Genomic DNA, 12,737 nt, shown 5'->3' on the forward strand with positions numbered 1-12,737 from the left:
CGGCTTTTTCTTTGATGTAAATTAAAATTTACACCAAATGTTTTTTATTGTGTACGGTTGTAATTCTTTTTTAGCCTGTTATCTTGTCGATAAAGCTTAGTTTCCTCACCAAGGAATTGGTTGGGTGTAAATAAAAATATACAGGTCAAGGTTATGCAAAGAAGTGAATTGAGCAACATCAACATCAGCGAAGAACAAGTACTGATCACGCCAGAGGAGCTAAAAGTGAAGCTTCCTCTAAGTGAAAAAGCGCGTCGTTTTATTCAAGAGTCTCGTCAAACTATCGCTGACATCATTCACAAGAAAGATCATCGTCTACTCGTTGTATGTGGGCCATGTTCTATCCATGACGTAGAGGCAGCGAAGGATTACGCTAAGCGTCTAAAAGCTCTTTCTGAACAACTAAGCGACCAACTGTATATTGTAATGCGTGTTTACTTTGAGAAGCCTCGAACCACGGTTGGTTGGAAAGGCCTGATCAATGACCCACACCTAGATGGCAGCTTCGACATTGAACATGGTCTGCATGTTGGTCGTGAGCTGCTGGTTGAATTGGCTGAGATGGAAATCCCACTAGCAACAGAAGCCCTTGACCCAATCAGCCCGCAATACCTTGCGGATACCTTTAGCTGGGCTGCGATCGGTGCTCGTACGACTGAGTCACAAACACACCGTGAGATGGCAAGCGGCCTTTCTATGCCGATTGGCTTCAAGAATGGTACGGATGGTAGCCTAGCAACCGCTGTTAACGCGATGCAAGCGGCCTCTTCTAGCCACCGTTTCATGGGTATTAACCGTGAGGGCCAAGTAGCGCTACTAACGACGCAAGGTAACCCGAATGGTCACGTGATTCTGCGCGGCGGCAAGCAAACTAACTACGATTCAGTATCGGTTAACGAGTGTGAGCAAGAGATGGCGAAGTCTGGCCTTGATGCTTCATTGATGGTGGATTGTAGCCATGCAAACTCACGTAAAGATTACCGTCGTCAGCCATTGGTTGCCGAAGACGTGATTCACCAAATCCGTGAAGGTAACAAGTCAATCATCGGCTTGATGATTGAAAGTCATATCAATGAAGGTAACCAATCTTCAGACCTAGCACTTGAAGAGATGAAATACGGCGTATCGATCACTGACGCATGTATCAATTGGGATTCAACTGAGGCACTATTACGTCATGCACACGAAGAGCTGGTGCCTTTCTTAGAGAATCGCCTTAAAGGCTAAAACGGAACTTATTTAAGGAACATCAATGGCAGTTGAACTTAACGCATTACGCGATCAAATTGATGCGGTCGACAAGCAAATGTTGGAGCTACTGGCACAACGTTTAGCACTAGTAGAGAAAGTGGGTGAAGTAAAAAGCGAACACGGTTTGCCAATTTACGCCCCAGATCGTGAGGCTGCCATGCTGGCGTCACGACGAGCTGAAGCTGAAAAAATGGGGATTCCTCCACAGCTGATTGAAGACATTCTTCGTCGAACCATGCGTGAGTCTTATGCCAGCGAGAAAGATTCCGGTTTTAAGTGTTTGAACCCAGAATTGCGCTCAGTGGTCATTATTGGTGGTAATGGCCAGTTAGGTGGTCTGTTTGGCCGAATGTTCAAACTCTCTGGTTACCAAGTAAAGGTGCTGGGCAGCAAAGATTGGGATCACGCGGATGACATTCTAAAAGATGCGGGCCTGGTTGTGGTTACTGTGCCGATTCATCTAACAGAAGGTGTGATTGAAAAACTTGGTAACCTGCCAAAAGACTGCATTCTGTGTGATCTGACTTCTATCAAGTCTAAGCCGCTGCAAGCAATGTTAAATGTGCACCAAGGTCCAGTTGTTGGTTTGCACCCAATGTTTGGCCCAGATGTACCGAGCCTAGCGAAGCAGGTGATTGTCTACTGTGACGGTCGTGGTAATGATCAATACCAATGGCTATTGCAACAATTTGGAATTTGGGGCGCAAGCTTGTGCCAAATCGATGCGCAAGAGCACGATCATGGCATGACTCTGATTCAGGCGCTGCGCCACTTCACTTCTTTCGCTTACGGTATGCACTTAAGCAAAGAGAATCCGAACATTGAACAACTATTAAAGCTGAGCTCGCCGATTTACCGTTTGGAGCTAGCGATGGTAGGGCGTCTGTTTGGCCAAGACCCAAACCTCTACGGTGACATCATTCTTTCATCACAAGAAAACATCGACATGATTAAGCGTTTCCACCAACGCTTTGGTGAAGCGTTGTCTGTTTTAGACAGTAAAGATAAGGCTGAGTTTGTCGAAAGCTTCGAACAAGTGAGTGACTGGTTTGGTGATTACTCGCAGCAATTTATGAATGAGAGTCAGAACTTACTCAAACAAGCGAACGACAACATCCACCGTGGATAAGTACCAGTTTTAAATACAAAAAGAGCAGCTCTCGGGCTGCTCTTTTTTATTCTGAAGGCTTTTAAAAATCAGTTGGTCGATGTGCCACTGTTGTCTTCACTTGATACTGTGCTGATGCTGGTATCACGGTATGGAGAGTTGGTTAGATTGATTTGCAGACGAACGACATTGTCAATTAACTGAACCAATGGGCCCCATTTTACCATCTTCTCTTTTTCAAACACGGAGTTGAAGTTCTCCGGTGTCCAGTCCATTAGGTAACGTGGGTTTAATGTGCGACCTAGGAAGCGTACTTCGTAATGCAGGTGCGGGCCGGTTGAGTTACCCGAGTTACCACATTTCGCAATTACATCGCCTTTACTGACAAACTCACCGCTTTTCACACTGAACTTATTGAGGTGGGCAAACGAGCTTGAGAAACCAAACGAGTGGCGTAACGTTAGGTAGTTGCCGTAGCCGCGATTACTTGGACGTACGGTCTCTACAACACCATCCGCTGGCGCAAGAATCTCTTCGCCACGCTTACAGGTTAAGTCGATGCCAGTGTGCACATGACGTTTACCCGAAATTGGATTAATTCGGCTGCCATATGGCGATGAGATGCGCTGATATGTCATCGGGCTATCGTTGGGAATCAAACGGAACATGGTGGCTCGAACGGCCGAGTCAATAGCGGCAGCATCGATACGTTCCTCTAACGCGAGGTTATTCTCTTCACCCACTAACTCTTCATCAGCAAGACCCAATACAGACTCCACGTCGAATACACGCTTGCCTAGCAGTTGAATCTGGTTGTTTTTGTCTGTCAGAGATTGAGACAGTGAGTGGTTGGTATCCAATTGTTCTTCGTAAAGCGCAGTGATCTCTGCTTTTTCACTTTCAAGCTTAGCGATGGTCTGACTAAGGGTTTGCGTATCATGAACTTGCTTTTGGTTCAGATACCATGCGCCGCCGACGACTGCGGGCAATGCAACAACGGATGCACAGATGGTTAGGATCGAAAGGCGACCCAAATGAAACTGCTGATTCCCGTCTTTTGTCGGGATATGCATGATGATTTTTTTAGACATGGTTATTGTTACTAAAGTAGGCGCTCAATTTATTTTTCTCCTAAATCGGAAAGATGCTCTAACTCTCGATTCAGAAGCTCGTTATTGCCTACATTCAATTCTATAAATCGTTTTAGTTGGCTAATACTTTCGATGTCTATGTTGCTTATCTTTAGCCGAATCTCATTGCCTGCAATCGAAACGATACCAGCACTTAGCTGCATCATCTGTTCTGATTGGATAAATGAGAACCCCACTTCTACCGGAAGTAATGAATCCAACGGTTTTGCATCTTCAACTTTTAATAACAAGCCATGCAATGAAAGGTCTGGAATCGTAGCTTGCATTGCCAAGTTTCCTTGCTCAATTAGAGCAGGTACTTGGTAGATGATGCGTGAAAAGCGTCGTCTCTCCGTCATAGAGCTTTCTCGTAAAGTATTCAAACAAGTGAAAGACTATATCAAATAGTACAAAATTTGTTCGATTTTTGTTCTTAAAATGTCGAGATAGCTACAGAGTTGGGTTGGCTAATGGTCATGCTCTTGACCTACTTGAGAGGTGCTTCGAGCTATTTATGCAACACATACAACAAAGGCCGCTATGATAGCGACCTTTGTACGAATTACAAGCAGAGGTGAGCGCAAGGTGATATACCGCACACACACCTTATAACCGAAATTACTTCGATACACGCTTGTATTTGATGCGGTGTGGTTCAGCTGCTTCAGGACCAAGGGTCTTCTTCAGCCATTCCATGTACTCGTTGTAGTTACCTTCGTAGAAGTTAACTTGGCCTTCATCGCGGTAGTCGATGATGTGCGTAGCAATACGGTCTAGGAACCAACGGTCGTGCGAGATAACCATTGCACAGCCAGGGAACTCTAGTAGTGCTTCTTCTAGTGCACGTAGTGTTTCAACGTCAAGGTCGTTGGTTGGCTCATCGAGTAACAGTACGTTGCCGCCAGCTTTAAGCAGCTTTGCAAGGTGTACACGGTTACGCTCACCACCAGAAAGCTCGCCGATCACTTTCTGTTGATCTGAGCCTTTAAAGTTAAAGCGAGAACAGTAAGCACGAGCTGGGATTTCGAAGTTGTTGATCTTGATGATGTCAGCGCCTTCAGAAATCTCTTGGAATACCGTGTTCTTGTCGTTCATTGAGTCACGGAACTGCTCAACAGACGCCAATTTCACTGTTTCACCTAGCTCAATCGTACCTGAGTCTGGCTGCTCAGTGCCGCTCAGCATCTTGAATAGAGTCGATTTACCTGCACCGTTGGCACCGATGATGCCCACGATTGCACCCTTAGGCATGCTGAACGATAGGTCATCGATAAGAACACGACCGTCGAATGACTTAGTCAGGTTATTCACTTCGATTACCTTATCACCTAGACGCTCACCTGGCGGGATGAACAGTTCGTTGGTTTCGTTACGTTTTTGGTGGTCAGTGTTTTGTAGCTCTTCAAAGCGCGCCATACGTGCTTTAGATTTCGCCTGACGACCTTTAGGGTTTTGACGAACCCATTCAAGTTCTTTCTCGATGGTCTTTTGACGAGCTTTTTCTTGCGACGCTTCTTGTTGTAGACGCGCATCTTTTTGCTCTAGCCATGAGGTGTAGTTACCTTCCCATGGAATACCTTCACCACGGTCAAGTTCTAGGATCCAACCCGCTGCGTTATCTAGGAAGTAACGGTCGTGGGTAATCGCAACTACAGTACCAGTGTAATCAACTAGAAAACGTTCTAGCCATGCAACAGATTCCGCATCTAAGTGGTTGGTTGGTTCGTCGAGTAGTAGCATGTCTGGTTTTTCAAGAAGAAGACGACAGATAGCCACACGGCGACGCTCACCACCTGATAGGTGTTGGATCTTTTGATCCCATTCAGGAAGGCGAAGTGCATCAGCAGCACGCTCTAGCGCGTTATCTAGGTTGTGACCGTCTTTCGCTTGGATTAGCGCTTCTAGTTCACCCTGTTCTTTTGCTAGTGCGTCGAAGTCTGCATCTGGTTCTGCATACGCAGCGTATACCGCATCCAAGCGCTTAAGTGCGCCAGCAACATCTGCAACGGCTTCTTCAACGATTTCACGAACCGTTTTTGATTCGTCTAGTACTGGCTCCTGAGGTAGGTAACCTACGTTTAGGCCAGGTTGTGGACGCGCTTCACCATCGATATCAGTATCGATACCCGCCATGATACGTAGCAGAGTTGATTTACCCGCACCGTTCAGACCTAGAACACCGATTTTTGCACCTGGGAAGAAGCTTAGAGAGATGTCTTTAAGAATTTGACGCTTAGGTGGCACGATTTTGCTCACCCGCGACATGGTATATACGTATTCAGCCATTGCCGATCGTTCCTAAATTAACTGTCATTCAAAGCGTCTATTTTATACCAACTCCTTGAGTTTTGTTACCGGATTGCAAGAAATTAGCATCTCGTGTGATTTCTTCTTCATTGCTGACCGGAAACTCACAACTTTAGGGTATACACTTTTCTTGTTCACCTTAAATGCAAACACTGACTGTTCATCAGGATGGATGAATTGTCTGGAATCTATTTGCCTTAAAGGGTTCTAAAGTTTTACGAGTACAACATTTATTACATCAAGTCGCTTTACAATAAGAACTTAATACGGTGTAAATAGATGTATATGCTTTATGACTTGCCACGCCTGTATTCACCAGTGGTGAGAAATGAAGTGAGAAACGTCTGGGGAAAATGACGCACATGAGATTCAACGTATCGGAATTGGCTAAAAGAGTATGCTACGCAGCCGCTTTATGTGCGGTAAGTGTGTCAGCAAACGCTGCGCTGAGCCTAGAAAAACAGCGCCAAGTTTATGAACAAGCTCAAGATTTATTGGACAAGAATGACATCGATGGCTATTTGTCTATCCGTTCTAAAATCGCCAGTTATCCACTCACCCCTTATGTGGATTATCGGGTGTTTCTGAGGCAATTATCGAGTAAGTCTCCACAACAGGTAGACGAATTTATTAGTGACCACGAGGCTTTTCCATTCTCACGTCGAATTCGCGCCCCTTACTTAGATAACCTTTATCGTCAGAAAGATTGGAAAACCATTACCGAGTTCCAGAAAGTGGAGCCAAGTGGCGAGCGTTACCAATGTATTTTCTACGTTGCTCAATTAAAACAAGGTAAGCAAGTCGCCGCATTTAAAGGCGCTGAGCATATGTGGTTGCGTGGAAAGAGCATCGCCGACGAGTGTGATCCGTTGTTCTCCGCTTGGGAAAAAGCGGGGGAGCGTACCGATGAATTGATTCTGCAACGCATGTTGTTGGCGTTTGATGCGCGCAATGGTGGCTTGATTAGCTACCTGCAAAAACTGCCTGAATCGGCTAAAGCGAAGCAACAAGCTAAAGCAATGAAAGCGTTGTTTGATAAGCCAGAAACGGTCGCTGCATTTGCCAAGAAGCAACCTGCGAATGATTTCAATCGCGCTCAGAGTGAATATGCACTCGAGAAACTTGCACGTAAGAACACCAAGCAGGCACAAGAGGCTTATGCGGCGGTAGTGAAAGGACAAAAGTTCTCTTCAGAAAAAGCGCAAGCATTAGCCGATTACATTGCGATTCGTTTGATTCGTACTGAGTCAGATTCACTTGCTCAGTGGCGTGATGACAAAACCAAAACCAGCCAAGATCTGCCTCTGATTGAAAGCCGCATTCGTTTGTCGATTCAAAATGGCGATTGGAAAGGGGTACAGAAGTGGATTGCGGTACTGAATGAACAAGAGCAAGCGACTCTTCGGTGGCAATACTGGCTAGGACGTAGTGAGATTGCGCTTGGTAATGAAGTCGCAGGTAAGCAACGTTTAGCAAAACTGGTTGGCCAGCGTAACTTTTACAGCGTCGCTGCTGCCAATACGATAGGTCAGTCAATCAAGTATCCATCAAGCTCGGTTAAGCTAGACAAGAAAGTCATACAGCCGTACCAAAAGTCGTTGGCCCGAATCCATGAGTTGATTAAAACTGATAAGATTGCGGCAGCAAAGAGCGAATGGGCGCACTTACTCCGCAGTGTCGGTAAAGATGAGAAAGCTCAGCTAGCAGCCTATGCAGCATCTAAGCGTTGGCACAATCTTACTGTTATCGCGAGTATAGAAGCACAAATGTGGGATAACATCCCGCTACGTTTCCCGGTGGCGCATCGCTGGTGGTTCAACTTCTATGCTGAGAAGCACAACATCGATCCAATTACGATGATGTCGTTAGCACGACAAGAAAGTGCTTTGGACTCGGAAGCGCGTTCTCCAGTGGGGGCTCGTGGTCTAATGCAAATTATGCCAGCGACTGCGAAGTACACGGCGAACAAGTACAAGCTCAAATATCAAGGGACACAAGACCTTTATAACGTGGGTAAGAACATTGAGATTGGCAGTCACTACTTACAAGGTTTGATGGAGGATTACGATAATAATCGTATTTTCGCGCTCGCTGCTTATAATGCAGGACCTAACCGAGTAAAAATGTGGCGAGAGCGAACTCAAGGAAAAGTCGACGCTTATTCCTTTATTGAAGCGATTTCATTTAAAGAGACGCGTGGTTATGTGCAGAACATTTTGATGTTTGAGACATACTACCGTGACCTTTTAGGTGTAGACGGTTCGTTCTTGACCCCAAATGAGATCAATACCAAGTATTGAGTGAGGTAACTTGATGTCACACGAACCTGAGTACAAAGACTGGCAACAGATTGTCGAACTGATCCGTTCTAGCGTGGATAACCAGCAACATGAGATGTTGTTAACCATGTTGATGACGCCAGATGAGAGAGAGTCGCTTACTGCACGCGTCAACATTCTGAATGAACTGCTCAAGGGCGAGCTTTCTCAGCGCCAAATCAGTCAAATGCTTGGAGTGGGTATTGCCACCATCACTCGTGGTTCAAATGAGTTAAAGTCGAAGTCGGATACGGACAAAGACAAACTCAAGACATTACTAGAGCAGGGTGCCCAATAATCTTTGGGTCGAACTCTCTGAGTTACAGACAGCAAAAAGGGCGGAATTACCGCCCTTTTTAATATATGTTTTTCAGGTTTATGAGCTGCAATACTCTTAATAAGCGCCTTATTGCTATAGATTAGCCGGAAAATGCTCTGGATTGGTAAACGGAATCAACGCCAGAATCAAAGCTTGATGGTAGACCGAACTGCGCGTTAGTTGGTTTTGAGTCAGCAAACCAATTGCACCACCTTTCTGTTTGATGTTGTCGGTACCAAACACTGCATCCATCACGTCCCCAAGCTCATTGGCATGTTCCAGCTTTTGTAATACCTCAGGTGGCAACATCAGGCTTGCAGAGCGTGATTCCCCACGATGTGTGTCGGACTCAATCACCATCCAAGCAAAAGTGACTTTTCCTTCAATCCCTGCTTCTAAACCTACGTAGAAATCCGCCTTCGGCATTTCTGTTTTTGCGTTACGGACTCGGTTCAATGCGCCGAGATGAGTTTCTTCATTCGACATCGGTTGATCTGCGACTTCACTTGGAACGCTGACACCAACAAACTCAAAACTTTGCTCTGAGAAAGCACTTTGAAAAGCGCTCTCTACCGCTTTGATTTTTGCTGGGTTTAGGGACGCGATAACGACTTTTTGGGTTGCCATGATCTTTTTACCTACCATGTTCTTTTTACTTACAATAGTCAATTAGCTTAGTTTTACTTGAGTTGGCTTTACGTTCTCACTTGGATAGCAACCCAGTACTTTCAAGTGCTTAGTGATTTTTGTTAGCTCATCAATCGCTTGTTGCATCTCGTTAGAACCAAGGTGAGATTCGAGATCAACGTAGAACATTTCTTCCCATGGATTCCCCATGATTGGACGTGACTCTAGCTTGGTCATATTGATGCCGTAACGCTGAATAACCAATAGTGTTTGAACCAGTGAGCCTGCTTCTTGTGACGTCGACATGATCAGGGTTGTCTTAGCTGGAATCTGCGTGGATACCTCAACCGGTTTACGAGCAACGACGATAAAACGAGTATGGTTTTCAGTTTGGTTTGCGATGTTGCCTTGAATCGCTTGCAAGCCGTAAAGCTTACCGCTTGAAGCATTGCCGATTGCTGCTACGTCATCACGATTAAGCTCTTGTACCTTTTGCATCGCATCTGCAGTACTTGCACAAGACTCTAACTTCACACCTTTCATACGGCTTAAGAACTCGCTGCATTGCTGGTGTGGCTGCGGATGTGAGTAAAGCGTTTTGATGTTTTCAAGACGAATGTCTTTAGTCGCTACGAGACAATGCTCAATCGGTTGAGTTAATTCACCAACGATGTACAGCGTCGTGTGTTGCAGTAGGTCGTAGACCTCATTGATAGAGCCTGAACTGGTGTTTTCAATTGGCAGAACACCATAATCAGCATGACCAGATTCGACGGTTTGAGTTACTTCTTTGAAGTGTTCACAGTTAAGTTCAATTAGCTCTGTGTTCTTGCGGCTGAAGTATTCGCGGCTAGCAAGGTGTGAATAAGAGCCCTTGGCACCAAGGAAAGCAACACGAGCAAGAGGTTTACGGCTTTGCAGTGGATTAACGAGGTTTTGTAGGTAGCTTTGTTGAAGAAGGACAGAATCTTCAATAATGGTGTGGAAAAGTTTGGTGATGTACTGAGCATCGAGTTCGTATTTATCACGGCCGTTGGTGATCAGTTTTACCAGAAGTTGTTGCTCACGGACTGCATCACGAACAGGTTTCGAAGTTTGAACTTTGCTTTTTGCTACTTCAATACTGAGTTTGCGGCGCTCAGATAATAGGCTCAAAAGCTCGTCATCGAGCTCATTCAAACGTAAACGAATTTCTTCCAGGGAAATAGGTTGGTCAGTCATCAATTCTTTCCTTATAAAAAAAGCCCCCCGATGTGGGAGGCTTTCTGTTTGTTTTTGACTTTTCTTTCACAAACGAGTTAGCCCCTCCAACTATGGAAGGAAAAAGAAGTCAAAAAGAAACAGGTTTGTTGAATGCATAAATAGTGCTTAATTTGTGAGTGTTTAAACACAATAAGCAAGCAGGCGGGGAGCGTCAAGCAAAAAAATAGCGCCTTTCGGCGCTACTTCCTCAATCTGGGGCGTTTACTCTTCTTCTTCCACTAGCTCAGGCTTACTTGCACGTCGAGCTTCTGGTTTGTGGGTCAGCTTATTCAGTTGTCGTTCTAGTTTTTGCTCCACTTCATTGATAGCTGCGTAAAGATCTTCGTGAGTTGCTGAGGCGATTAGCTGGCCTTTAGGAACTTTAATAATGGCTTCGAATTTCTTCTGTTTATTTGGTTCCTCACTGAAAGTTGCTTGGCATCCGATGATGTCTACCTGCCATTTCTCCAGCTTTTTAAATTTGCTCTCAATATGAGCACGGATTGCAGAGGTGATTTCGATGTTTTTACCAGTGATGTTCATTGTCATAAATGTTTTTCCTCTGTGTCATCCCTCATGGGTTGAATTCAGATTACCGCTTTGAGGAGAAAAGAATGTGATATAAATCACGTTTTTGATTGGGTTTTTCGAGATGAAAAATGAATGTGATCTCACTCAAGATCTCCTCAGATTTATGTGAAAATTGCTTGTTATCGGATTCGAAATCATTAGATTGGATAGAGTACTGAGCTGAAAACCAACCCGTTTTTAGGGGAGTTATACGGCCTGTAATTCTAGTTAGTCAAAAATCAACCAGAACAAAGATGTGAATCAGATCACTCTTAAAGTGCACAGTAAGTTAGATTCAAAAACGCCGCTCATGCTTTGAGCGGCGTTTTTGGTTTTTTGGCTTGAGGTTTGTTACTTAGGGCGTTTGACTGACTCTTCGTAAGGGAGTCATAAAGATGGGGTCATCTGGCACGAGTAGAACGCTGTCGAGTGTTTTCGCCAGATCAAGGCTTTCTAACTGTTTGTAGATCACATAGTAGCGGTTCACATTGGCCACGTACCTGACGGTTTCTCCTAAACTTCGCCGCGTAACCACTTCCACATTATTGAACCAGACATTCGGATCATAGCCTTGTTGAGCCGCGCGCTTACGCATTTTCTCTATATTCCCTGGCCCCGCATTGTATGCCGCTAACGTTAAATAGAGCTTATTCTCTTTACTGATGGCATCATCACTGAAGTAATAGCGACGTAGAAACGCCATGTATTTTACGCCCGCATGGACATTATTTTCTAAGTTACGAATGTTCTTAATGTTTACATTAGGGTCACTCGCTGTACTTGGTAAGATCTGCATGATGCCGACTGCTCCACGACTGGAGGCTAAGTTGTTGTCGAACCCAGACTCTTGATACGCTACCGCTGCAATGAGCAGATAATCGAAATCATATTTCTCGCCATACTTAGAAAATAAAGAAGAGAGTTTTTCAAGTTGAGCAATCTTTTTTGGGTTGAGCGCTTTATTGAGCCAATTGGTATTGTCGATGTATTTACCGTAAATGACGTTGCCAAGTAAGGTTCCGGATTTGGCGGTGCGAATGAACTTATTTACGATTTTCATTAACTCAGGACTGTCATGGCGCATGGCCCAAGCGATCTCGCCGCCTTTGCGAATAGGAATCTTGGTGTGCGTACGGATGCCATCCATAAAGTTCATCCACAGCTTGGCTTTGTGACTATCTAGTACGATGGCTTTGACATAGCCATTGTTTAGCATCCCCACCAATTCGTAATCTTGTAGTGTTTCTTCGATAAAATGCACCACAACTGGGGGCAAGCCTTTTTTGTTTAGCTTTTTATTTAAGGCTTGAATGCTCTCAAAATAGCTTGAGCTAGCACGAACCCAAATCTCCTTACCACTCAGTTGTTCAATCTTGGTCATTGCTGGTGTGTTTTTATCGGTGACCACCCATTCTTGAATTCCAGTTATAACAGGATCGCTGAAGCTAACTGACTTCTTACGCGCATCGGTGATAGTGAGGTTAGCGACGACTAAATCCCCTAAGCCTTGTTCTAGTGAGGGAAGTAGCTGATCTCTAGAAACGGGAATGATTTGAATATTGATTTTAGGTTTAAGTTTACGAAGATCTTTTTCGAAATGAGCCAGTAACTCTGCACCAATGCCTTTTGGCTCCCCACCTTCGATGTAATAGAAACCAAGATCGGCAGACACCAAAACTCGCAGAACATTTTTCTCTTTAATAATGTCGAGATCGCCGGTGTAAGGAGGTTGTCTTAGAGGGGACAGTTCGAGCGCAAAACTCGAAGTGGAGAGTAGGATCAACAGTCCCGCCCATAGCTTTGATAGGGTCACGTTCACATCCATGTTAATGGTGGAGGAGAACTTTAAGCATATGTGTTGCTTA

11 protein-coding genes and 1 other annotated feature are annotated in these 12,737 nt (G+C 44.8%); of the genes, 4 read left to right on the top strand and 7 right to left on the bottom strand.

Annotation, left to right across the window (positions count from 1 at the left end; translation table 11 throughout):
• The first annotated feature begins 153 nt into the window (after positions 1-153).
• Together A8140_RS03050 and tyrA are read left to right on the top strand one after the other, a co-directional pair.
• Positions 154-1,227: a 3-deoxy-7-phosphoheptulonate synthase gene (locus tag A8140_RS03050; protein ID WP_005425327.1), complete on the top strand. Its 1,074-nt coding sequence runs from the start codon at positions 154-156 to the stop codon at positions 1,225-1,227.
• 25 nt (positions 1,228-1,252) lie between these two features.
• On the top strand, positions 1,253-2,380 hold the full coding sequence (tyrA, locus tag A8140_RS03055; protein WP_005533283.1) for a bifunctional chorismate mutase/prephenate dehydrogenase: 1,128 nt from the start codon (positions 1,253-1,255) through the stop codon (positions 2,378-2,380).
• Positions 2,381-2,448: 68 nt separating this feature from the next.
• On the opposite strand, the gene A8140_RS03060 is transcribed toward tyrA, so the two are convergent.
• From A8140_RS03060 to ettA, 3 genes are all read right to left on the bottom strand, one after another.
• Positions 2,449-3,450, bottom strand: coding sequence for a M23 family metallopeptidase (locus A8140_RS03060; RefSeq protein ID WP_005533285.1), 1,002 nt, complete (start codon positions 3,448-3,450; stop codon positions 2,449-2,451).
• A 29-nt stretch (positions 3,451-3,479) separates the two neighbouring features.
• Complete coding sequence (locus tag A8140_RS03065; protein ID WP_033000289.1) at positions 3,480-3,848, bottom strand: PilZ domain-containing protein; 369 nt, start codon at positions 3,846-3,848, stop codon at positions 3,480-3,482.
• Positions 3,849-4,107: 259 nt separating this feature from the next.
• Positions 4,108-5,775: an energy-dependent translational throttle protein EttA gene (gene ettA, locus A8140_RS03070; RefSeq protein WP_005425335.1), complete on the bottom strand. Its 1,668-nt coding sequence runs from the start codon at positions 5,773-5,775 to the stop codon at positions 4,108-4,110.
• A 374-nt stretch (positions 5,776-6,149) separates the two neighbouring features.
• On the opposite strand from ettA, the gene A8140_RS03075 reads away from it, so the two are divergent.
• Both A8140_RS03075 and trpR read left to right on the top strand, forming a co-directional pair.
• A complete protein-coding gene (locus tag A8140_RS03075) occupies positions 6,150-8,096 on the top strand; it encodes a transglycosylase SLT domain-containing protein (RefSeq protein WP_033000290.1) in 1,947 nt (648 codons plus the stop codon).
• A 13-nt stretch (positions 8,097-8,109) separates the two neighbouring features.
• Positions 8,110-8,412 (top strand): trp operon repressor, encoded by a 303-nt coding sequence (gene trpR, locus A8140_RS03080; protein ID WP_005425333.1) that lies wholly within the window; start codon positions 8,110-8,112, stop codon positions 8,410-8,412.
• Positions 8,413-8,526: 114 nt separating this feature from the next.
• Here the strand turns inward: trpR and yjjX are convergent, their stop codons facing one another.
• From yjjX to A8140_RS03100, 4 genes are all read right to left on the bottom strand, one after another.
• On the bottom strand, positions 8,527-9,060 hold the full coding sequence (gene yjjX, locus A8140_RS03085; RefSeq protein ID WP_033000294.1) for an inosine/xanthosine triphosphatase: 534 nt from the start codon (positions 9,058-9,060) through the stop codon (positions 8,527-8,529).
• A gap of 42 nt (positions 9,061-9,102) precedes the next feature.
• Positions 9,103-10,281 (bottom strand): prephenate dehydratase, encoded by a 1,179-nt coding sequence (gene pheA, locus A8140_RS03090; RefSeq protein WP_005533293.1) that lies wholly within the window; start codon positions 10,279-10,281, stop codon positions 9,103-9,105.
• Positions 10,282-10,294: 13 nt separating this feature from the next.
• Positions 10,295-10,416, bottom strand: a sequence feature (Phe leader region).
• 108 nt (positions 10,417-10,524) lie between these two features.
• Positions 10,525-10,851, bottom strand: a complete 327-nt coding sequence (gene hpf / locus A8140_RS03095) for a ribosome hibernation-promoting factor, HPF/YfiA family (RefSeq protein WP_005425319.1) — start codon at positions 10,849-10,851, stop codon at positions 10,525-10,527.
• Positions 10,852-11,227: 376 nt separating this feature from the next.
• The gene (locus A8140_RS03100; RefSeq protein WP_033000683.1) at positions 11,228-12,697 is read right to left on the bottom strand and encodes an MltF family protein; all 1,470 of its coding nucleotides are present in this window, start codon (positions 12,695-12,697) and stop codon (positions 11,228-11,230) included.
• Between the last annotated feature and the right edge of the window lie 40 nt (positions 12,698-12,737).

Origin of the sequence: Vibrio campbellii CAIM 519 = NBRC 15631 = ATCC 25920 (assembly GCF_002163755.1) — a bacterium.
GTDB lineage: Bacteria > Pseudomonadota > Gammaproteobacteria > Enterobacterales > Vibrionaceae > Vibrio > Vibrio campbellii.